The sequence below is a fragment of the Chitinophaga sp. 9-1-y genome (genome assembly GCF_059511905.2).
Genome location: NZ_CM197955.1, coordinates 7,142,039 through 7,164,661, shown reverse-complemented (window position 1 = coordinate 7,164,661; position 22,623 = coordinate 7,142,039). Strand labels below are relative to the sequence as shown.

The following is a 22,623-nucleotide window of genomic DNA, read 5'->3' as shown; positions in this document are numbered from 1 at the left end:
AAATTACGAATTACGGATTTGTGGGGAGGTCAAATTGGATATTATTCGCGTTTACTATCTCTTCACAAATTCGTAATTCGTAATTTGAAATTCGTAATTCTTTCATTTGTATTCCCCTGCAATTTTATCCAGCACTTCATAAAATTCCGTGCCGTATTTTCTGATCAAAGCATCTTTGAGGAAACGATATACGGGTACCTGCAAGGTTTTACCATTTTTGCAGGCAGGTTTGCAAACGTCCCAGCGGTCGTAGTTTACCGCTTCAAATGTTTCGTATTTCTTAATCCGGATGGGGTAAAGATGACAGGATATGGGCTTTTTAAAATCCACTATGCCGTCATTATAGGCTTTTTCAATGCCACAGCCTACAATACCATGAGCGTCTATAGTGGCATAGGCGCAAATGCCTTTGTTCACGATAGGTGTAACATAGCCATATTCATCGTCAATGGTATTGGTGCCGGTGCGTTCAATTTCCTGTATGCCTTCTTCCCGCAGGTATGATTTGATTTGCGGGTAAATTTTCTTCAGGGTTTTTACTTCTGCTTTGTCGAGCGGAGCACCGCAATCGCCGGCCACGCAACACGCACCTTTGCAGGCAGACAGGTTGCATACAAACTGCTCTTCAATTATTTCGTCACTTATGTATTTGTCGTCAATGATAATCATCGGGAAACGGTCTTATGCCTGATACAGACAATCTTAATAAGACCACAAAGTTACAGCATTAACGGCTTATCTCCAGCGGAGGGTTTCCACCATATGCCACATATCCTGCTCCAGGAACTTGTATACGGGAGCGAGGGAGTCGGCATTGGGGGTGGCATCAAAGTAAAGGGCCCCACGGAGGAAGTGACGAACGGAGTCGGTGGCAAAGAATTGTTTGGAGGAGGCCGCGTTACCGCCTACTTCGTAAAAGGTGCCATTCACGTTGTTAGGCGTGTGGATCACGTTTTCATCGATGTATTCGGCTTTATAGGTGTGTTTATAAGTCATTTTGAAAGCATCGTCTACCAGTTTACGGAAGGTATTATTACCTGGGCCGATGATTTTATAGCTCATATAGATTTTTCCGTTGAGGGTAGGGAAGTCTACATTGATCCAGTAAGGGTTTTCAGGTGCAGCGCCAAAAAAAGAAGTATCCTTAACGATATTGGCATATGCCGGGTATTCGAATGTATAAGGATAGCCTGGCATATCGAATTTACGGTAAGCTCTTTCCGGGAATTTGATATTGAAATAGCCTCTGGGCTTGGGAGTAGGTACGTTTTCACAGGCAGCCCACAACAACGTCAGCATGGAAATGATGGCGAGGGCCTTTCCTTTTAAATGTGGCATTTTTCGGTTATTTAACAGGCGTTATGCTTTTTCAGCGGCGTCTGGCCTGATGGTTACCTGTACTTTCTGGATGCGCATTTTATTGACTTCCAATACAGTAAAATCGTAGTTATTGTAGTTAATAACGCTGTTTTCTTCCGGAAATTTTCCGGCCAGTTCCAGGATAAGACCACCGAGGGAGTCGCTTTCGCCTTTTACGGTTTCAAAGGCTTCAGGGGGGATGTTCATGATCCGGCAAACGTCATTCAGCATGGTTTTGCCTTCAAATACGTAGGTGAAGTTGTCTACTTTATTATAGTTGAATTCTTCTTCATCGAATTCGTCTTTGATATCGCCGATTACTTCTTCCATAATATCTTCCAGGGTAACGATCCCGGAAGTACCGCCAAATTCGTCTACCACTACTGCGAAGTGCATGCGGCGGCTTTGGAATTCGGAGAGGAGGTCTTCAATGAGTTTGTGGCCATGTACAAAGAAGGGTTGCCGCATCACCTCATGCCAGTCGAAGGATTCGCCTTTATCGAGGTGGGGCAGGAGGTCTTTGGTATGGATAACGCCTACAATATTGTCGAGGTTGTCTTTATATACGGGGAGGCGGGAGTAGTGCAGATCGGCTACTCTTTTAACGATGTCGCCGAAGGTGCTGTCGTATTCTACGCCGTTTACGTCGAGGCGGCCGCGCATAATTTGTTTAACGGTGATGTTGCCAAATTTGAGGATGCCTTTGAGGATATTTTTTTCTTCCTGGGAGGCGGTAGGGTCTACGCTCATTTCGATGGCTTCATCAATTTCCTGGTAGTTGACGGGGCCGCTGCCGCGGTGAAACAGGCGGGCTTCGATGCTGCCGCTGAGGCTTACGAAGAAGTCGCTCACCGGTTCCATGGTGGCATGGACCAGGCTTACAAACCAGGCGAAATAGGTAGCAAAGCGAATATTGTTTTGTGCAGCCCATACCCGGGGGAGTATCTGGCCGAAGAACAGTAAAATGAGGCAAATAGCGGAAATACGTACCACGAGGGATACCACCGGCAGTGTTTGCAGGTCTTCCATCTGGGTAACGAGGTAGTTGGTGATCATGATGAAGGCGATCGTCAACAGGATACCAGCTATTTGTAAGGAGGCCAGGAGTGATTTTGGCTTTTCCAGTAGTTTGGTAATCAGTTTACCGGAGGCATTTTGCCGGGTTTTGAGCACGTTCAGGTCCTTATAGTTTAAGGAAAAGAAAGCTACTTCTGCCCCGGATACAATGAAGGTAAGCAGTAACAGCACAAATATAACAAGCAGGAACACCACCACGTTCGGGGTGCCAATAGGAGTGCTGGCTTGTAAAAAATAGGATACGTTGCTTGCCGAAAGGATGCCCAAGATGTTCAACTTTGATGTAAATAATCAAAAAATAAGGGGAAAGAAATTCATGGAATTACCTTTCCCTGCACGCAAATATAAGTAATGTCCCTATATGGGATTACGTGCGTACAAAACTTAATATTTTTTTGCAACTAGAACGGCAGGTCGTCTGCTGGTTCATTCAATGAAGGGGGGATTTCCATTCCGGGGAAATTGTCTCCACTGCCTGAGCCTGTACTGCTATGGTGAGGTATGGGGTGATCTTGGCTATTGAGGTCCATGCGTTTATCCAGCATAACCAGGTTGTCTCCTACAACTTCGGTGGCAAATTTTTTATTGCCTTCTTTGTCTTCCCAGCTGCGGGTGCGTAAACGGCCTTCAATATAAACAAGACTGCCTTTGTGCAGGTATTTCTGCGCTAGTTCGGCCAATCCCCGCCAAAGCACCACCGTATGCCATTCTGTTTGTGAAATGAGCTTGCCGGCTCTGTCTTTGAACGTTTCAGTAGTTGCCAGTGAAAATTTGGCTACTGCGATATTTCCTTCCAGAAACTGTACATCCGGATCTCTGCCCAAATTGCCTATCAGGATTACTTTATTAACACCTCTCATAGTTGTAGGTTTTTTTAGTCTATTGTTAAAAAGTTCTTCTTTTAATAAATAAACAACCTTCTTAAAGTTAATATTTTTTTCCAATCGATAGGGAAAAATTTCTTACTGGCAGCCGATTGAGGCGGATTTTATCATTAGCAACTATTACTGAAGTGGCTTAGCGCTTAATGTATATTTTTTATCTCTATGTGTGTAGCCTAAAATAATTGTAAGTGATTGCTTTCCAGGAAAGTGGTAATTGTTTTAGGAAAGGCATAGTTATTCAGGCTGTTTCTCGCTACCAGCGTGTATCCCGGCAGATCGGGCTTTTTCTTCACCGTAATGCTAATAAACTGGCTATGAATGGTTTGATGGGTAAGCTGTTGTTTAAAAGGAGCAGATACCCGGTCTATTTCGATTGCCATATTGCCAAAGTATTGCCGGAAGGCTTCGGACGATTGTATAGCGGTGATATCCGAAGGTGCTGGCGTTTCTATCAGGAGGAATTCGTGAAGATTTTGCCAGATATCGCTGTCGGTTCTTTTCCGGATAAAGAGCTGGTCTTTGTAATTCACCAGCAGGTAATTGAAGTATCTTTTTTTGATCTGTAGTTTTTTAGTTTTTACCGGGAGAAGGGGAACGAGTTGCTGGTGCCAGGCCACGCATTTTTTCCGGAGGGGACAGTCGTCGCACTGGGGTTGCTGTGGTTTGCATACCACGGCGCCGAAGTCCATAATACCCTGGTTGTATTCAGCGGAAGCGCCTGCTGGCAAGAGTTCCTGGGCGAGGGTATCAAATTGTTTTTTGCCGGCGGTGCTGTCTATAGGAGTATCGATGCCGAAGAAGCGGGAGAGGACCCGGAAAACGTTACCATCGAGCACGGCATAGGGAAGATTGAAGGCAAAGGAGGCGATGGCGGCGGCGGTGTAGGGGCCAATTCCTTTCAGTGCTTTAATCTGTTCATACTGGTCCGGGAACTTACCTTGATGGTGGTTGGTAATTTCGCGGGCGGCGGCCAACATATTTTTACAGCGGGCGTAATAGCCGAGTCCCTGCCATAAACGGAATACTTCTTCTTCGGGAGCGGCGGCCAGTTTGGTCACATCCGGGTAGTGTTGAATGAAGCGTTCATAGTATGGCCAGCCTTGCTCCACGCGGGTTTGCTGGAGAATGATTTCTGATAGCCAGATCCGATATGGATTTTTTTCACCCTTCCAGGGCATGTTGCGGGTGTTCGTTTCCCGGTTCCATTCCAGTAACTTTTCGGTAAAAAAATGTCGGGGTGATATCATTTATATATTATTTTAATAAAATTATTTAGTATATTGATATGGCAAATGCTGTACAAAACCCTATAAGGTACAACAGATACCCATTTCCGGGCCTGCAAATAAATATAAATTATCGCCAATACCAGTTATAAGAAAAAATGATAAAATTTATTTGCTTAAAATTCAGCAATTAGAATTTTTAAATTAACTTTGAGAGTAAAGTAATCCTCTCGCTTTCATATGAGAAAAGCTGATTTAATTAACAACATTGCTGAAAAAACCGGCATCCCCAAAGTCGATGTGTTAGTCACACTCGAGGCTATGTTCAAAGAGGTGAAAGAAGCGCTGGCAAACGGAGAACACATTTATATCCGTGGGTTTGGTAGTTTCATCACTAAGAAAAGAGCAGCCAAGATTGGGCGTAACATCAAGAAGAACGTAGCTGTGGAGATCCCCGAGCACTTTATTCCGGCATTTAAACCTTCGAAAGAATTTGTTGCTGAGGTAAAGAAGCTTAAAAGTTCTTAATTTTGCAGCCTAATATTTTAGGCGATGCAAAAAACACAAGTTCTTCTGGTGGGTGCTGCGGTAGCACTATTGGTGATATTATTCGCCTTTGGCCGTACTGTGCCCCGGTCAGAAAAGAAACCTATGTCATCTGGCGCCCCCATGCAGGGCGGACAGGAGGTGGAACCTATTGCCTTCTCTGAACTGCTCACCACAGCTAAAGGAAAAATTCCTGCTGAGAAACTTTTACAGGTTAATACGATTGAAACAAATGTTATTCGTGGAGATGTAAAACTCCAGAAGATAGCCGCGTATCAACAGTTGTACAACACCTGGGACAGCCTTAATCAGCTGCCCGTAGCCGCATATTATCTTGGCGAAGCCGCTAAGTTGGAAAATTCCGAAAAAAGCCTCACCTTTGCAGCCAATTTATTTTTGGCCCACTTGCAACACGCAGAAGATCCGCGGATTGCGAAATGGGAAGCCCAGCAAGCAATTACCTTGTTTGACCAGGCAATACAATTGAACCCAGCAAACGACACACTGAAAATATCACAGGCCATGGTGTACATGAACACCGGCGAGCCGATGACAGGTGTAGCCAAGCTGAGGGAAGTAGTAGCAGAACATCCTGATAATATAGATGCACAGGTTACTTTAGCAAACCTGGCTATTACATCAGGTCAGTACGATAAAGCTATCGAAAGACTGGAAGGCGTTGCGAAGAAACACCCGGATAATGCGAAAGTATTATTTGTGCTGGCAGAATCGTACCGGAGCAAAGGAGACAAAAAGAAAGCAATTGAACTGTTTGAAAAAAGCAAGCAACTCATGAGCGATCCGGAACTGAAGAAAGAAGTCGATAGTTACATTAAAAGTATTCAATAATATTATTTTTCAATCATTTAAAAACGTATCAGCGTATGCCTTGCGGTAAGAAAAGAAAAAGACATAAAATTGCCACTCACAAGCGTAAAAAAAGACTGAGAAAGAACCGGCATAAAAGTAAGAAGAAATAATTACTCCAGTTTCCCGCCATTTATACTAACAAGGTATGCTCCCGGCGCGGTGGTCGGATAAAAATTTTCATATATCCTGCATGATTCTAGCATTTACTTCTTAAATTGCTATAGTCATGCAGGTTGTTTCCATAGATCCCGCAATTGAATTCTCCGGACATTACCTGCAGTGATCGCTGAACCCTTAAGCAATCCATTCGTCACGAACGTGAAGAAATACGCTAACTTTATGGTGAGCTATTGTTTTGGTATGCAGTAAGCTGTTCTTACTTAATAGCCGTGTGCATAGCATAAAGGTGAAGTTTTAAAGGTTAAAATTTTGGACGCTTGAATAAGGAACTTATTATAAATGCGGCTCCTACAGGGGTGGAAATTGCGTTACTGGAAGATAAGAAGCTGGTGGAATTGCATCACGAAAGTGGCAATCCTAACTTCTCAGTAGGCGATTTGTACCTGGGCAAGGTTAAAAAGCTGATACCCGGCTTAAATGCTGCATTTGTGGACGTTGGCTTCGAAAAAGATGCCTTCTTACATTACACGGATCTAAGCCCCTATATCCGCTCTATTCTTAAATTTACTGCAATGGCCATCAGCGATAAAACGCCCGAAGGCTTTGATTTCACTAAGTTTAAAAATGAACCGGAAATAGTTAAGACCGGTAAAATTACAGACGTACTGGGAGGGAAACCTAATATCCTCGTACAAATTCTCAAAGAACCCATTTCTTCTAAAGGCCCCCGCCTTAGCTGCGAAATCTCTTTACCCGGAAGGTTTATAGTGTTAACACCCTTTAACGATATTGTTGCGGTTTCTAAAAAAATCCACTCCTCCGAAGAAAGAAAAAGATTGCAGAAAATTGTGGAAGCCATCAAAACGCCCAACTTTGGCGTTATTGTACGCACCGCCGCAGAAGGAAAGAAAACTGCAGAATTACACGAAGACCTGACTACCCTCGTTCAAACCTGGAAAAATATCCAGGCTAATCTTAGCGGAGGCGTTGCCCCCCAAAAGATCCTGAGCGAACAAACCAAAACAGCCAGTATACTCCGTGACTTGCTTAATGAAAGCTTTAACCGTATAGTCGTTAACGATAAGAATATATATACAGACACCAAAACGTACATCCAAAAGATTGCACCCGAAAAGTCTGATATCGTTAATTATTACAATAACGGATCTCCCATCTTCGATAACTTCGGCATTACCCGCCAGGTAAAGGCTTCTTTCGGTAAAACCGTGAACCTCGACAGCGGCGTATACCTCATTATTGAAGCTACAGAAGCGTTACACGTGATAGACGTTAACAGCGGATATAAAAGCTCCAGCAACAACCAGGAACAAAATGCCCTCGCATCCAACCTGGAAGCAGCTGCTGAAATTGCCCGCCAGCTCCGGCTGCGCGATCTGGGCGGTATCATTATCATTGATTTCATTGATATGAAACTCCCGGAAAACAAAAAAGCCATATTTGAAGCCATGGAGAAATTTATGGCCCAGGATAGAGCAAAACATACCATCTTACCAATATCGAAGTTCGGTCTCATGCAAATTACCCGGCAAAGGGTAAAACCAGAGATCACCATTTCCGTAGCAGAAGATTGCCCTACCTGCCGTGGAACAGGCAAAATCGGCGCTTCTATGCTGATTCTCGAAGACATAGAAAAGAACCTGCAATACCTGCTGAATCATCAGCACAAAGGATTAACCATCCGCACACATCCTATACTGTATGCTTACCTTACCAAAGGATTCCTGGTATCCAAACAATGGAAGTGGTACTTCCAGTATAAAAAATGGATCAAATTAAAAGCTGACTCCAACTACCATCTTACTGAATATCGTTTCTTCGACGCCAATGATGAAGAAATTAAGTTATAAAATAAAAAGCCCCCGCTGCAGCGGGGGCTTTTTATTTTATAACTTAATTTCCAGCTTTTAGCCATTAGCTTTTAGCTTTTAGCAAAATGCAGCGGATGAAGACAAAATATATTGTTATCTCCGCTGCATTTTGCTAAAAGCTAAAAGCTAATGGCTAAAAGCCGCTAAAACCGATAATCATCTCTCGCAGGACTAAAACTGTCTATGATTTTGCAATCTGTTAATGCACGGCCACCATGTGGTGTATTGGGCGGAATTACCAACGTGTCATATTGCTCCAGCACATACTTCCTGCCATCCAGGAACATTTCAAAACTACCCTCCGCCACATAAGTGATTTGCTCGTGCGGATGCTGATGAACAGGCGAATCCGAGCCAGCTGTTATCTCCCAGAAAGCCAGCGTGCTTTTGCTGCCATGCACAAAACGGCCATAATGGCCGGCAATCGTATTTTTTACAGGAATTTCATCTAAAGAAGCAGGTTTGGTCATATTTGTTGGGTTTTAAGTTTAAATATAGCTGATTTATAAATGCGTTGACACCACATTTTACTAAAAGCTAACAACTGCTAATGCTATATATTTCATACATTTACGGCATAAATACCCTTATAATCCCAATTGTAATTGTCATGTTTGTTTAAGCAAATAAATACCTCTATTACGCATATGACTATACGTTTTTATTCCTTATTCGCCTTATTGTCGTTGATCATCTTCGCTGCCTGTCAGCAACAAAGTGGCTCCCGCAAGAAAACAAAGGCAAGAGATACCTCTCACTATACCAAACAGGCATATATTGAACAGACCATCGACAGCAACTTTGTGAATGAGTTCCTGCAATCACATAAAGGCTATGATGCGTATGACGAGTATATCCTCAACTTCTACCGCAAGCGTGACTTTCATTACGCCTGGATTAATAAAGACGGACTTACCGAACAAGCCAGCAACTTTATTAATATGATGAAAAATGATGCCGCCTATGGCATCAAAGACAGCAGTCTCATGACTCCCGATCTGCAACAACTCACAGATACCCTGCTGGTAAGTGATGAAGGCCTCAAACCCGGAGACCCTGTTATCCCCAAAGTAGAAATGTTGCTAACCGCGCAGTTCTTCGCCTATGGTAATAAGGTATGGGGCGGCTTAACCGCAGATTCAGCCAAAGACCTGGAATGGTTTATTCCCCGTAAAAAAATAGACATGGAAAGCCTCCTGGACTCTATGGTAGGCAAAAAGAATAATGCTTTTGAAGACGATGAACCCGTAAATCACCAATATATTTTACTGCGGCAACAACTGAAGAAGTTCGCCCAGCTGGAAACCGGAAAGAAATGGGATTCTATCCGCACTACGCAGAAGAGCTTCAAAAAAGGAGATTCGTCTGCCGTAATTGCCGAGGTAAAATACCGCCTGGAAGCCTTTGGCGACCTGCCCGGAACAGATAGCAGTAAACGCTTTACGGCCGCATTGGATACTGCTGTTCGCAGCTTCCAGAACCGGATGGGCATCAAAGAAGATGGTACCATCAATAAAAGTGTACTGGACGCCCTCAATACACCACTGCAGGATCGTATCAAGAAAATACTGCTGAATATGGAGCGTCTCCGTTGGGTGCCCATAGAACCCACCACAGACTACATTCTTGTTAATATTCCGCAGTTTAAAATGCATGTATACAATAAGGGAAAACTCGATTGGAGCTGCAATGTAGTGGTAGGTAAGCCTGGTGCTAATACCGTAATATTCACCAAAGAGCTGCGTTATATTGTATTCAGTCCTTACTGGAACGTACCTCCGGGGATATTGACAAAAGAAGTATTACCAGGTTTGAAACGTAGTGGTAGCGGCTACCTGGCCAGACAAAACATGGAAATTGTAGGTGCCAGCGGTAAAGCCATCTCTCCGGGAGCTATTAATTTCAGTAAGTATTCCGGTGGGAATTTCCCTTACGTAGTAAGACAAAAGCCCGGTGGAAAGAACTCTCTGGGCAAAGTGAAATTCCTGTTCCCCAACGAATACAATATCTATTTACATGATACTCCGGCCCGCTACCTGTTTGGTGAGAACAAACGTTCTTTCAGCCATGGCTGTATCCGGGTAGCAGAACCCAAGCACCTGGCTCAATGGCTGCTCCGCGACGATTCCAGCTGGACAGAACAGAAAATCGATGATGCTATGAATGCGGGTAAAGAGAAGTATATGACGATAAAAGATAAAGTGCCGGTATTTATCGTGTATTTCACTGCTTTTGTAGATAGCAATGGTAAACTGAATTTCAGGGACGACGTGTATGGACACGATGCTAAACTGGCTACTTCCCTGTTTGGAAAATAAATAGGAGTTTGTCTTTGGACAGGATTAGACTGATTAAACTGATTTTGTTTTATAGATTTTAGATGATTTCGTTAATCTTCTATAATCATCAAAAAACAAAATCAGTTTAATCAGTCTAATCCTGTCCAAAGACAAAAAACTACGCGCCTACGGCAATCACAGAAATCTCCACATCTACGCCTTTAGGCAATGCTGCAACCTGTACGGTTTCCCTGGCAGGGAAATCGCTGGTAAAATAGCTACCATATACTTCATTCACCTGCGGAAATGTTTTCATATCTGTTAAAAAGATGGTTGCTTTAACTACCTGTTGAAACCCCATGCCGGCTTCTTTCAAAATAGCCTGCAGGTTTTTCATTACCTGGTGCGTTTCGTCAACAATACCTGATTTAATCAGTTCACCGGAAGCCGGATCCAGGGCGATCTGACCGGATACATAGAGGGTGTTTCCAGCTTTCACAGACTGGTTATAAGGCCCAATGGGAGCGGGCGCGTTGGTAGTATTAATGATTTGCTTTTCCATGTAAACGAAAGTAAATAATAATTGAGAACGCACCATCCTTTACAGGGCCGGATGTGTTATAATTAATGATTCTTTATTAGGTTTGCCGAAATTTAACGCATGAATATCCTGGTAATAGCAGATGCGCAACGGTACGAAGAATTGCAGCAAAAGGGAATGGCCACGCATCATGACATACAATGGAAAACAAGCCTGGAAGAGGTTTTGTCGCTCAAAGTGTTTGATGTGGTGCTGGACCTCATTTTCGACGACCGGCCGGAACATGCCCTGGTATACGCTAAGAACCCAGGGATACCGGTGTTGGCGGGCATGGTAAAAACTTCCCTGTCCGACATCATGAACCAGTTTGCCTTTGAGCAGGGATTCAATATCATGGGTTGTAATTTTTTACCAGGCTTTGTGAATGTGCCGGTGATGGAAGTAACGGTGATGGATGAAGGACAAAAGGAGACGTTGGATGAACTGATGTATAAGCTCGGATGGGAATACGCACTGGTAGCGGATGTGGTGGGTATGGTTACCCCGCGGGTGGTGTGTATGATCATTAACGAGGCTTATCTTACCGCCCAGGAAGGAACTGCTTCCCGGGAAGACATTGATACTTCTATGCGTTTAGGTACTAATTATCCGTATGGTCCTTTTGAATGGAGTGAACGAATCGGTATTCTGCATGTATACGAGGTATTGAAAGCTGTACATGATGCTACCGGGGATGACCGTTATGAAGTAGCGGCCTCTTTGCAAACCGCCTACGAAGCAATTTAATATAAGACATGGCATTAATACTGAATATAGATACCGCAACAACTACTGGCTCCGTGAGCCTTTCCCGCGATGGGCAAGTGATTCAAACACTGGTAAATGAAAAGCAGTCGGATCATGCTGCTACCATGACGTTGTTTGTACAGCAGATATTGAAAGAGCAGGGTATTTCCCACCAGGAGTTGGATGCCATTGCCGTGAGTGCAGGACCGGGTTCTTACACTGGATTAAGGGTAGGAGTGGCTACTGCAAAGGGTTTGTGCTATGCGTGGCAAAAGCCGTTGCTGGCTATTTCCACGTTGCAGATGATGGCGCAGGGCTTAGTATCTTCCGTAAATGATGAAGATGCCTGGTATTGCCCTATGTTGGATGCCCGCAGACAGGAAGTGTTTATGGGCTTGTATGACGCCCGTTTACAGGAGATAATGCCGCCACAGGCCATGATCCTGGAGCCTTCTTCCCTGGAGGCTGCCCTGGCGGAAAAGAAGATTTACTTCTTTGGAGATGGCAGTCCTAAATGGAAACTGATGTTATCTTCACCTAAAAATGCTATTTTCGCAGAATATGTTATAAGTGCGGCGCATATGGCGCCACTTTCAGCACAGGCATTCGATAAAAAGTTGTTCGTTGATCTGGCTTACTTCAGTCCATTCTACCTCAAGCCGTTCTATTCCCCGCAAAAACCCTGATACATATCCTATTTTTGTCATAGAACTGTCAAATTACATCTAATTTGCAAGTATCTGACGGTTATATATGATAAAATAAGGTATGGAAATTTTTTTTATTGTGATAGATATTATATTTTTGTATAAATCGATTACCGCAATTGTTGTCTAACTGTTTGCGAGTACTGTCCGTTGATCCCTTTCATTTCATCATTTTTTTAAAACTATTATGCGATGGAAAAAACATTATTAACTACCTCTTCTAATACTCTTATTATTTCTAGAGGTACCAATGAAAAAGACCAGATCAAATTGGATTACATTGCCGTCAAGAAGGCTGCTATGGTTTTACGTGCTATCAACCATAAGCTGCGCCAGCAGATGATTAAGCTGCTGGAAGACCACAAAAAAATGACCGTGACCGAGATTTATGTGAAATTGCGTCTGGAACAATCGGTAGCATCACAACACCTCGCCATTTTAAGGCGTGCAGGCATTGTAATTACAGAGCGAGATGGTAAATTTATTCATTACACCATCAACAAGCAACGTATTGCTGAAGTAGCAAAGTTTGTAGAAGAACTTGTTGGTTAAAAGTATTGCTCCGTATATTACGGAAGAAATTATATAAGAAAGTAGCCTTTACGGCTACTTTTTTATTTTGGTATAGATTTTATCCATAGCTACAGCTCCCCAGAAGTTGTAAATTTGTAAAAATCAAAAACCATGTACGTAAAGCAATTGTACACCAACTGTTTGTCAGAAGCGGCTTACTTCATAGAATCTGAAGGAGTGGCCGTTGTGATAGATCCGCTACGTGATATAGACGTTTATCTTGATCTGGCAAAAGAAAGGAACGCCACCATTAAATACATTTTTGAAACGCATTTCCACGCGGACTTTGTTTCGGGACACCTGGAGCTTGCTGCAGTAACCGGTGCAAAAATCGTTTTCGGCCCGGACGCTGTTACCAACTTTGAAACGTATGTGGCTAAAGACAATGAAGTATTCCAGATTGGTGCAGTAACTATGAAGGTATTGCACACGCCTGGTCATACGCTTGAATCATCCTGCTACCTGCTGAATGATGAGAAAGGATTGCCTTATGCCGTATTTACCGGAGATACTTTATTTGTTGGAGATGTAGGCCGCCCGGATCTTTTCAGTGGTGACTTAACCAAAGAAGAACTGGCCGGATACCTGTTTGATTCTCTCAACAACAAAATCAAAACATTACCTGACCAGGTAATTGTTTACCCCGCACATGGCCCCGGATCTGCCTGTGGCAAGAATCTGGGTCCAAATACTTTCAGTACCATTGGTGATGAAAAGGCTACCAACTATGCCTTGCTGGCTACAGAAAAGGAAAAATTCATCCAGGAAGTAACCAGTGGTTTATCTACTCCACCTTCTTATTTCCCGATCAACGCCAAAATAAACAAGGAAGGATATGATGCATTGAAAGCAGTGATGGAAAAGGCGATGCAACCGCTTTCCCCGGCTGAATTTAAAGCCAAAGGAAAAGCAGGTGCACTGATCCTGGATACCCGTCCGGCTACTGAATTTGGCGATGGATTTGTTCCTGGCGCTATCAGCATTGGCCTGGAAGGACGCTTTGCAGAATGGGCAGGCAGCCTGTTACCTTTTGACCAGGACATCATCCTGGTAACACCTGTGGGCAAAGAAGAAGAAACAGTGGTAAGAATGGCCCGCGTAGGTTTTGATAACGTGGTTGGCTATCTGAATGGAGGCTACCCTGCCTGGGAAGCTGCCGGCGAAGCCAAAGACCTGATCATCACCGTAGAAGCTGATGAACTGGCGATGGATATTCCCCATGATCCCCACCTGGTAATCGTGGATGTACGTAAGCCTATTGAATATGCGGATGGCCACATCAAAGACGCCATCAACCTGTCATTGGGCGATATGATGGATCCCGGAAAACTGGCGGATATGGAAGAAACCTATAACCTCTACGTACACTGCCAGGGTGGTTACCGCAGCATTATTGCCTGCTCTATCATGAAAAGAGAAGGTATCCATAACCTGCGTAATGTAGATGGTGGTTTCGCTAAAATGAAAGACCAGAAAGGATTACAGGTAGTACAAGAAAAGACGGTACTGAATTAATAAAAGCTATTAGCTATTAGCCATTAGCATTTAGCTAATGGCTAATAGCTGTTTTTTGGTCATTCCCCCTGTATTTGTTAACTTCTTGCTACAAAATTGTTTGGCCATGACTGTCAAAATAGCTTCCATAGTATCTATCGGTTTGTTGTTGATGTTTGGCTGCCAGCCATCCGATGCTACCCTCAAAGCAGAAGTAAATGAAAAATTAAGCCTGGTCCCGGGTATCACCGCAGATGTGAAGAATGGTGTAGTGATTCTTAGCGGAGAGGTCAGTGATGAAGTAGCCAAATCTGCTGCGGAAGATGCACTCAAAGGCGTAAAGGGAGTGAAGTCTGTGCAAGATAATATCACAGTAAAAGCACCGTTACCGCCGGAGCCACCTAAAGTAATTGTCAGCCCGGATGAGTTACTAAAGAAAACATTGGATTCTATTTATGCGGCCAATGGCTTTGCAGATATTGCAGTCAGTATTGCCAACGGGGAAGTGACCCTGGATGGTACCGTTAAAAGGAAACAACTGCGTAAAGTGATGCAACTGGCACAGCAATCCGGCGCCAGGAAAGTGATTAACCAGGTAAAAGGCAAGTAATCCATGCGTGGCCGGGTAACACCCGGGTATTCACATCTCCCTAAATACTTTTCCCATTTTTCTGTCCCTGGTAGGTATGCTTCCAGCGGCGGTGACTCCATACCCATACCTCCGGCTGCTCGTAGATATTTTTCTCGAGGTAGTGTACAAATGTTTCGGTGATGTTGCCATCTGGCTCCTGCTGCGGATGTTCGAAAGCCAGCTTTAAGGTAGCATTATAGTACCCTCTTTTTTCTTTGCGTATATCTACAAATACCACGGGAATATCGCTACGTTTAGCGCCCATTTCAGGGCCTTTATAGAAGGGTGTCATTTTGTTGAGGAACGGATACCAGTAGCAGCTGCGGGGATTACCGGGATTTTGATCGGCTACCAGCGCAATCAGGTACTGTTTATTTGTCCAGGCTTTCATGCTGTTGCCCATATCATTGGCAGGAATGAGAATGGTACCAAACTTTTCCCTGAAGTGACGGAACATCCGGTCTGCCGGCTTGCTGGTGAGGGGCATATATACCACGAGGAAAGGATAATCCACTCCCTGCATACAAAACAGGTTGGCCCATTCCCAGTTGAAATTATGCCCCAGGTGCAACTGGCAGCTTTTTCCCTGTGCATATAATTCATGCAATACTGTAAGATCACAGCGAAAGCGCTTCTGGAGCTGCGCTTTACTCATGGTGAGCAGCTTGATGGTTTCCACCATCATATCTGTAAGGTTGCGGTAGTATTTTTTAGCGATGAGCGTGAGTTCTTCTTTCGACTTATCGGGAAAGGCTTGTGTCAGGTTCTCCATCACTACCTTTCTGCGATATCCAATGATATGATACACCAGCACGTACAAGCCGTCGCTGATAAAATATAACACCGGAAATGGCAATATGGAAAGGCTATAGCAAAAAGCAAGCAGCAGATAATACATATTCCTGTTTGTTGTAAATCCAACGCAAAGGTAATGAAAGACGGCCGTTTAGCTTACAACACAATGTTTTGTATGAGCTCAGACTTAAATGGATAATCCGTATTGAAGTGAAGTCCCCGGCTTTCTTTGCGGAACGCTGCTCCTTTTACGATCAGGTACCCTGCCGTAATAAGATTGCGTAATTCACACAGCTGTGGAGATACCGTTGTTTTTTCGTAGAGGTCTTCTGTTTCTTCATGTAAAATATCCAGCCGGCGGAGTGCACGTTGCAAACGCACATCTGTTCTTACAATCCCAACGTAATCACTCATGATCTGTTTCAGTTCTTTCAGGCTTTGTGTGATCAGGATCATTTCTTTTGGCGCAGTAGTGCCGGTGGCTACCCAGTCGGGTACATTTTCTTTAAACTCCAGCAGGTCTATTTTGCTGGTAGCATCCATAAAGCAACGATGGGCAAATACCATGGCTTCCAACAGCGAGTTAGAGGCCAGGCGGTTAGCCCCATGAAGACCGGTGCTGGCGCATTCGCCACAGGCGTATAAATTGCGGATAGAGGTGAGGCCCCACTCATTGGTTTTGATACCACCACAGCTATAATGTGCGGCCGGCGCTACCGGGATCATTTGTGTGGCTACATCTATACCAGCTGCTTTGCAGGTTTCATAAATGTTGGGGAAATGATGAATAAATTTCTCCAGGTTCATATGACGGCAGTCGAGGTATACATACTCGGTACCAGTGATTTTCATTTCGCTATCTATCGCGCGGGCTACAATATCACGCGGTGCCAGCGACAGGCGTGGATCATATTTGTGCATGAAGTCTTCGCCATGGATATTGCGAAGAATACCGCCGTCGCCTCTCACCGCTTCGGTGATAAGGAATGAAGGGCTTACGCCGGGCTGGTAAAGGGCGGTAGGGTGAAACTGGATGAATTCCATGTTCTCAATACGTCCTTTGGCCCGGTATACCATGGCAACGCCATCGCCCGTAGCGATATTGGGATTGGTGGTACTCCGGTATACCTGTCCGTTGCCGCCGGTAGCCAGCAGTGTTACTTTAGCAAGTATTTTTTCTATTTTATTGGTAGCGAGATTGAGCACATATACGCCGAAGCATTCAATATCCGGAGTGGATTTGGTGACCAGGTAACCCATATGGTGCTGGGTGATGAGGTCTACTACGAAGCAATGGGTAATCAGCTCTATATTAGGGCGGCGATGGATGGCTTCCAGCAGCGCGCGTTCTATTTCTTTACCAGTAATGTCTTTGTGGTGAATGACCCTGAATACAGAGTGGCCGCCTTCACGGCCCAGTGAGAAATCACCGTCGGGGTTTTTATCGAAGTTAGCACCCCATTCAATGATTTCATTGACTCTTTCCGGTCCTTCGGTGACTACTATTTTTACTACTTGCTCATTACAGAGGCCGTCGCCGGCGATGAGGGTATCTTCAATATGTTTTTCGAAGCTATCATTTTCCAGGTCGTTTACCACGGCTACACCGCCCTGGGCGTACTTGGTATTGGTTTCATCTTCCCGGCTTTTGGTAATGATCGTGATCTTTTTATCCGGGCATTGTTGTGATACCTTGAGCGCATAGGTGAGCCCTGCAATTCCTGAACCGATGACAAGAAAGTCTGTTTGCTGCATAGTTCAACAAAAGTAATCATTACGGATTAAAAATTACGATTTCTGCGCGGCGAGGTAAGCAGCCCTTTTACGGAAATATAGGAGGCTGCCATATACCAGGCCCCACTGTGCTATACCGTAGGTAAGCATTACCAGTACGTCGTTTCCCGGGAAAGCATGGTAGAATTTGCCTACAGCGATCAGGGAATCGGAAAGCAGGAATAATACCGCGCCGATCATACAATACCAGGCCTCCGGCTGCCTCCGGAAATGAAAAGCATGTAATACGCTTTGTACCGTAATAGAAAGCGCTAGCGAGTATACAATAACGGGAACGAATAAGCTGCCGAGATAAGGCGTTAAAAATAAGATGAACAGGATCACCACGGCGGCATTCAGAAATACGAAACCATACTTGCAAAGTGGTACCGGCGGGTTGCTGTACCTTATTTTCAGGAAGAAAATGATATACATGATATGCGCCAGCAGGAAGCCTCCCAGGCCGGGTAGAAAGAACCGGTCGAATAACAACAGATCATCTCCCACAGAAGAAAAAAACAGGGCCAGCAGCAGGAAGACCCGGAAGCTGCGAGGCATGGCCGTATCTGCGTATAATACATATATTGCCAACAGCACGGTTAAAAATGGCTTTGTAGCAAACCGGAACGTGTGCTTACCCATCGCAATGAATAACATATCTGCCAGTAATACAAGGAAGTATATGATAATAAGGATTCTAGGACGCAGCATAAGAAATGACTTGTGATCCTAATTTAGCGATTATTCTTTAAGTATTTAACAGGATATAAAACGTAGTGCCGTTTCCGTTAATGCCAGGGCTGATTACTTTCAGCTGTCCGCCATGCATTTGTATGATTTGTTGTGATAAGCTCAGGCCAATACCAGATCCTTTCTTTTTAGTGGTAAAGAAAGGGATGAATATTTTATTCATGGCGTCTGTATCAATACCAGGGCCGTTATCGGTCACTTCAATGGAGATCTGTTGTGCGTTGTTCAGGTATAGTTTCAGTTGAATGGTGGCATCGGGTGTTTGTTCCAGTGCATCCATGGCGTTTTTTACCAGGTTAATCAATACCATTTGCAGTTGCGACACATCAGCGTGGATCTCCATATTCTCGGCATCTATTTCAACTATAAACCGGATGCCTGCCTGTTTCATATCTGCCTGGAAAAGGCTGCTAACGGAAGTTACCAGTGTTTTAACATTTACGCTGGTGAATTGTGGTTGTGGCAGGGTGGTATAATCGCGGTAGGCGTTTACAAAGTTCATAATGCCTTTGCTGCGGCTTTCTACGGTTTGCAATGCTTCGCGTAGGTCGGAAATGCCTTCCTGGTGCTGGGCGCCGGGTGCAATGTCAAAATCAACAATTTCCTGCATGGTACCAATCAGTGATACAATGGGCGTAACAGAATTCATGATTTCATGGCGTAGAATCTTAGTCAGGTTCTGCCATGCTTCCAGTTCTTTTTTCTGTAGTTCGGAGTGAATATTTTGTATGGAGATAAGTTTGATCAGTCGCCCCTGTAAGCGCACTGTAGCCGCATGTATAGAGAGTTGTTGTTCCTGCCGGGTAGCATACAGTGTTTTGCTGCCGGAAGATAATTCCATCAACAGCTCTGCCAGTCCGGGATGTACGGTTTTTAGTTCGTGGATATTACGCAACCGGTAAATCCCCATGAGGCGAAATGCAGCGGGGTTGATCAGCTCTATTTTTCCTTCTGTATCAAACGACAACACGCCAATGCTGATGTGTTGTACAATGGTGTCAATGTATTTCAGGTTAGCTTCTTTCTCTGCCCGGGTTTGACGGAAGGCTTCCAGTACTTCATTGAACTGATGATTCAGCATACTGAAGCTTTTCCCCAGTTTATTATCTGCGCTGAAGCGGATGGAGAAATCTTCATACCGGATCGACTCCAGGAATAGGGTAAGTTTCCGGTTAATGCGATTTAGGTAATAGTAGATACCGTACAGTTGTAGCAATACCAGTGGCGATAACAGGAATGCCAACGGCTGCATGCTATGCATGTACAACCAGATGGCTGCTGTGAGTGTAATTGCCAGCAGGAGTACCCGCAGACCGATATTGATGCTGAAGCGGTTCATGATAGAAAAGCTGAAAGCAGAAGGCAGAAAGCAAAAAGCCATTGAAGCGAGTCAGAGGAGCGAGTCATATGCGTTCGCTTCAATGGCTTTTTGCTTTCTGCCTTCTGCTTTTAGCTTTATGCTAGATGTTATATTTTTCCAATCTTCTGTAAAGTGCGGCTCTGCTGAGGCCCAGTTCTTTCGCGGCTTCGGTGATGTTGCCGTTACATTTTTTCATGGCCTGTGAAATGATGTTGCGTTCCATTTCTTCCAGGTTGTAACCGGTGTCCATAGTCTGGTCCGTGTTATTGTTATTTTTTACAAACACATCTTTGGGCTGTAATGTTTTCCCTTGTGAAAGGATGACGGCTCTTTCAATAGCGTGTTGTAGTTCGCGGATATTGCCGGGCCATTCGTACCGTTGCAGTTGCGTGATCAATGACTCATGCATACTGTTTACCGGGCGTTTGTATTTATCGCGATACAATTGCATGAAATGTTCTGCGAGCGGAATGATATCTTCCACCCGGTCGCGTAGCGGAGGCAGTTGTATTTCGATGGTGTTGATGCGATAGAGCAAATCCTGTCTGAACAGGTGTTGTGCCGCCATGTGCTGGATGTTTCTGTTGGTGGCGCAGATGAGTCTTACATCAATGGGAATGCTTTTATTGGAACCTACTTTGGTGACCGATCTGTTTTGCAGTACGGTGAGTAGTTTGGCCTGAAAGGGGATAGAAATATTGCCTATTTCATCCAGGAAGATGGTGCCGCCATTGGCTTCTTCAAAGCGGCCGGCGCGATCTTCGCGGGCATCGGTGAAGGCGCCTTTTACGTGACCAAACAGTTCGCTTTCGAAGAGGGTTTCGCTGATAGCGCCCAGGTCCACACTTACAAAAGGCTTATTACTGCGATTCGATTGTGCATGTATTTGCCGGGCCAGCATATCTTTACCGGTACCATTTTCACCGAGGATGAGGATATTGGCATCTGTAGCAGCTACCCTGGATACGGTGTCAAATACGGATAACATGCCCGGGCTTTTGCCGATTACCTGGTTGCCGGGATGATGAATAGCGGCGGGTGGTTTATCTTGCTGGGCGGCCCGCTTGTTATAAGCTGTTTGAATGGTAGCCAACAGCTTTTCATTTTCCCAGGGTTTGAGTACAAAGTCTACCGCTCCTGCTTTGATGGCTCTTACCGCCATTTCCACATCGCCATAGGCCGTGAATAACACCACAGCCGTTTCCGGCTTAATATCGAGGATGCGATCCAGCCACTCAAATCCTTCTTTTCCGCTACTCAGGTCGCGGGTGAAGTTCATATCCAGCAGGATTACATCGTAATCAAAGTTGGATACGAGGTAGGGGATTTTTTGTGGATTCTTCTCAAAATCAACCTGTTCAAAATGGCGTTTTAACAACAGGCGTGCAGCACGTAAAACGTCCACATCATCATCAACAATTAAAATCTTAGCGGGTTGCATGTTAGTCATATGCGAATGGGTGAATAGGCAACAATATTAAACAAAGATTCTTTCAAACCCACAGCTAAATTCAGGAACTTTTAAAAGTGTCCGATTCTGGACACTCCATGTCCGGCAAAGGACGTTTTTTTTGTCGTAAATTCAATGAAATCAATGCTGGTAAAGCGTTTTGCGCTTTGGCATGTGGATTGACTTTCTACCGGCAGCAAACTTTTCGCTAATACACATGGACAGAAAAATAGAAAAGAAGTTTTGGAATAAGAAACGCATCATGATGATAGGTGGTGGCGCAGCAGTAGCCATGCTGTTGCTGTACACCCTGATCTTTGCGGACCACCGCGCTACCCTCAATGTAGAAAAAGATAAGATTACTATTTCTACCGTCAAGAAAGGTACCTTCGATGTATACATTGCTGTTACAGCTGTTGTAATGCCCCTGAAAACCATTCGCCTGGACGCCATTGAAGGCGGATATGTAAGCCGTAAATACCTGGAAGGAGGTAGCATGGTAAAAGCCGGCGACTCCATTCTCCGGCTGGATAACCAGCATATGATGATGGACTTCGTAAATCATGAAACAGAGATCTACCGGTTGCGCAACGAATTGCAGAACACCCGCCTGAATATCCGTCAGCAGGACTTTAATATGCAACAAACTATTTCTGATATAGATGCTAAAATTGAGGCCGCACAAGACCTGTACGACCGCAATAAGCAATTGGTAGAAGAAAAGATAGTGGCCCGCCAGGATTTCAATAAGAATAAATTTGAACTGGAAGGACTCCTGCGTCAGAAAGATATCCAGTTGCAATCTCAGCGCTACCAGCAGGAAAACGCCAAAACGCAGATTACACAACTGGAAGGAACGCTGGCCCGCACGCAGCATAACCTGGAACTGATGCGGGAAAACCTGAACAGTCTGATTGTACGGGCCCCGGTTTCCGGACAACTTTCGTCAATAGATGTGGAAGTTGGGTCCAGCATTACCGCCGGACAAAACATCGGCCAGATTGATGACCTGAATGGATTTAAATTGCGTGCTGATATTGATGAACATTACGTTTCCCAGGTATTCGCCGGATTGAAAGCATCCTTCGAATTTGACGGGAAAACCTATGATATGGTGGTCACCAAAGTGTATCCGGAAGTAAAAAGTGGTCGTTTCCAGGCCGACATGACCTTTGAGAAAAACACGCCCGAAGGTATCCGCCGTGGACAATCTTCTCCTATCCGCCTGGTGCTGGGTAAGTCTGCAGAAGCGATCCTTTTACCACTCGGCGGCTTTTTCTCAGATACCGGTGGTAACTGGGTATATGTAGTAGATAAAAACGGTAACCGTGCCGTAAAACGTAACATTTCGCTGGGCCGTAAAAATCCTTTATATTTTGAAGTACTGGAAGGCTTACAGCCAGGAGACCAGGTCATTACTTCTTCTTATGAGAACTTCGGTAACAAAGATGTTTTATCCTTTTAGTAATCATCCATTTTTTTATATAAACTAGCATTTTAAAATTATAAACAC

22 protein-coding genes are annotated in these 22,623 nt (G+C 44.4%); 10 read left to right on the top strand and 12 right to left on the bottom strand.

Annotation, left to right across the window (positions count from 1 at the left end; genetic code table 11):
• Positions 1-102 precede the first annotated feature (102 nt).
• The 5 genes from AC5ZC7_RS28425 to mutY all read right to left on the bottom strand — a co-directional run bounded on the left by AC5ZC7_RS28425 (position 103) and on the right by mutY (position 4,567).
• Complete coding sequence (locus AC5ZC7_RS28425; protein ID WP_496160793.1) at positions 103-669, bottom strand: DUF3109 family protein; 567 nt, start codon at positions 667-669, stop codon at positions 103-105.
• Positions 670-735: 66 nt separating this feature from the next.
• Entirely contained in the window at positions 736-1,338 is a 603-nt protein-coding gene (gldD, locus tag AC5ZC7_RS28420; protein WP_496160792.1) for a gliding motility lipoprotein GldD, read from the bottom strand.
• 21 nt (positions 1,339-1,359) lie between these two features.
• The gene (gldE, locus tag AC5ZC7_RS28415; RefSeq protein ID WP_496160791.1) at positions 1,360-2,703 is read right to left on the bottom strand and encodes a gliding motility-associated protein GldE; all 1,344 of its coding nucleotides are present in this window, start codon (positions 2,701-2,703) and stop codon (positions 1,360-1,362) included.
• Between the two features lie 134 nt (positions 2,704-2,837).
• Entirely contained in the window at positions 2,838-3,296 is a 459-nt protein-coding gene (locus AC5ZC7_RS28410; RefSeq protein WP_496160790.1) for a single-stranded DNA-binding protein, read from the bottom strand.
• Between the two features lie 197 nt (positions 3,297-3,493).
• Positions 3,494-4,567 carry an A/G-specific adenine glycosylase gene (gene mutY, locus AC5ZC7_RS28405; protein ID WP_496160789.1) on the bottom strand — a complete coding sequence of 358 codons (1,074 nt, stop codon included), beginning with the start codon at positions 4,565-4,567 and terminating at the stop codon, positions 3,494-3,496.
• Positions 4,568-4,786: 219 nt separating this feature from the next.
• Here mutY and AC5ZC7_RS28400 point away from each other — a divergent pair, with 219 nt between their 5' ends.
• From AC5ZC7_RS28400 to AC5ZC7_RS28390, 3 genes are all read left to right on the top strand, one after another.
• Positions 4,787-5,074, top strand: a complete 288-nt coding sequence (locus AC5ZC7_RS28400) for an HU family DNA-binding protein (RefSeq protein ID WP_073084475.1) — start codon at positions 4,787-4,789, stop codon at positions 5,072-5,074.
• Between the two features lie 24 nt (positions 5,075-5,098).
• A complete protein-coding gene (locus AC5ZC7_RS28395) occupies positions 5,099-5,941 on the top strand; it encodes a tetratricopeptide repeat protein (RefSeq protein WP_291925496.1) in 843 nt (280 codons plus the stop codon).
• A gap of 458 nt (positions 5,942-6,399) precedes the next feature.
• Complete coding sequence (locus tag AC5ZC7_RS28390) at positions 6,400-7,950, top strand: Rne/Rng family ribonuclease (protein WP_496160788.1); 1,551 nt, start codon at positions 6,400-6,402, stop codon at positions 7,948-7,950.
• A gap of 164 nt (positions 7,951-8,114) precedes the next feature.
• On the opposite strand, the gene AC5ZC7_RS28385 is transcribed toward AC5ZC7_RS28390, so the two are convergent.
• The gene (locus AC5ZC7_RS28385; RefSeq protein ID WP_496160787.1) at positions 8,115-8,441 is read right to left on the bottom strand and encodes a cupin domain-containing protein; all 327 of its coding nucleotides are present in this window, start codon (positions 8,439-8,441) and stop codon (positions 8,115-8,117) included.
• A gap of 177 nt (positions 8,442-8,618) precedes the next feature.
• Here AC5ZC7_RS28385 and AC5ZC7_RS28380 point away from each other — a divergent pair, with 177 nt between their 5' ends.
• The gene (locus AC5ZC7_RS28380) at positions 8,619-10,289 is read left to right on the top strand and encodes a L,D-transpeptidase family protein (RefSeq protein WP_496160786.1); all 1,671 of its coding nucleotides are present in this window, start codon (positions 8,619-8,621) and stop codon (positions 10,287-10,289) included.
• A 139-nt stretch (positions 10,290-10,428) separates the two neighbouring features.
• On the opposite strand, the gene AC5ZC7_RS28375 is transcribed toward AC5ZC7_RS28380, so the two are convergent.
• The gene (locus tag AC5ZC7_RS28375) at positions 10,429-10,812 is read right to left on the bottom strand and encodes a Rid family detoxifying hydrolase (protein ID WP_496160785.1); all 384 of its coding nucleotides are present in this window, start codon (positions 10,810-10,812) and stop codon (positions 10,429-10,431) included.
• 99 nt (positions 10,813-10,911) lie between these two features.
• Between AC5ZC7_RS28375 and AC5ZC7_RS28370 the strand changes: the two genes are divergently transcribed.
• The 5 genes from AC5ZC7_RS28370 (at position 10,912) to AC5ZC7_RS28350 (ending at position 14,961) form a co-directional block, all read left to right on the top strand.
• On the top strand, positions 10,912-11,577 hold the full coding sequence (locus AC5ZC7_RS28370; RefSeq protein ID WP_496160784.1) for a 3-hydroxyacyl-CoA dehydrogenase family protein: 666 nt from the start codon (positions 10,912-10,914) through the stop codon (positions 11,575-11,577).
• A gap of 8 nt (positions 11,578-11,585) precedes the next feature.
• Positions 11,586-12,263 (top strand): tRNA (adenosine(37)-N6)-threonylcarbamoyltransferase complex dimerization subunit type 1 TsaB, encoded by a 678-nt coding sequence (tsaB, locus tag AC5ZC7_RS28365; protein WP_496160783.1) that lies wholly within the window; start codon positions 11,586-11,588, stop codon positions 12,261-12,263.
• Positions 12,264-12,476: 213 nt separating this feature from the next.
• Complete coding sequence (locus AC5ZC7_RS28360) at positions 12,477-12,836, top strand: ArsR/SmtB family transcription factor (RefSeq protein WP_012788619.1); 360 nt, start codon at positions 12,477-12,479, stop codon at positions 12,834-12,836.
• Between the two features lie 132 nt (positions 12,837-12,968).
• Complete coding sequence (locus AC5ZC7_RS28355; protein WP_496160782.1) at positions 12,969-14,372, top strand: rhodanese-like domain-containing protein; 1,404 nt, start codon at positions 12,969-12,971, stop codon at positions 14,370-14,372.
• A gap of 106 nt (positions 14,373-14,478) precedes the next feature.
• A complete protein-coding gene (locus tag AC5ZC7_RS28350) occupies positions 14,479-14,961 on the top strand; it encodes a BON domain-containing protein (RefSeq protein WP_496160781.1) in 483 nt (160 codons plus the stop codon).
• Between the two features lie 40 nt (positions 14,962-15,001).
• Here the strand turns inward: AC5ZC7_RS28350 and AC5ZC7_RS28345 are convergent, their stop codons facing one another.
• The 5 genes from AC5ZC7_RS28345 to AC5ZC7_RS28325 form a co-directional block, all read right to left on the bottom strand.
• Entirely contained in the window at positions 15,002-15,880 is an 879-nt protein-coding gene (locus AC5ZC7_RS28345) for an LpxL/LpxP family acyltransferase (RefSeq protein ID WP_496160780.1), read from the bottom strand.
• A gap of 53 nt (positions 15,881-15,933) precedes the next feature.
• The gene (gene nadB, locus AC5ZC7_RS28340) at positions 15,934-17,532 is read right to left on the bottom strand and encodes an L-aspartate oxidase (RefSeq protein ID WP_496160779.1); all 1,599 of its coding nucleotides are present in this window, start codon (positions 17,530-17,532) and stop codon (positions 15,934-15,936) included.
• A gap of 33 nt (positions 17,533-17,565) precedes the next feature.
• Complete coding sequence (locus tag AC5ZC7_RS28335; protein WP_496160778.1) at positions 17,566-18,261, bottom strand: lysoplasmalogenase family protein; 696 nt, start codon at positions 18,259-18,261, stop codon at positions 17,566-17,568.
• Positions 18,262-18,298: 37 nt separating this feature from the next.
• Entirely contained in the window at positions 18,299-19,639 is a 1,341-nt protein-coding gene (locus AC5ZC7_RS28330) for a sensor histidine kinase (RefSeq protein ID WP_511911286.1), read from the bottom strand.
• Positions 19,640-19,760: 121 nt separating this feature from the next.
• Positions 19,761-21,110, bottom strand: a complete 1,350-nt coding sequence (locus AC5ZC7_RS28325; protein WP_496160776.1) for a sigma 54-interacting transcriptional regulator — start codon at positions 21,108-21,110, stop codon at positions 19,761-19,763.
• Positions 21,111-21,327: 217 nt separating this feature from the next.
• On the opposite strand from AC5ZC7_RS28325, the gene AC5ZC7_RS28320 reads away from it, so the two are divergent.
• On the top strand, positions 21,328-22,575 hold the full coding sequence (locus tag AC5ZC7_RS28320; RefSeq protein WP_496160775.1) for an efflux RND transporter periplasmic adaptor subunit: 1,248 nt from the start codon (positions 21,328-21,330) through the stop codon (positions 22,573-22,575).
• Positions 22,576-22,623: the final 48 nt, after the last annotated feature.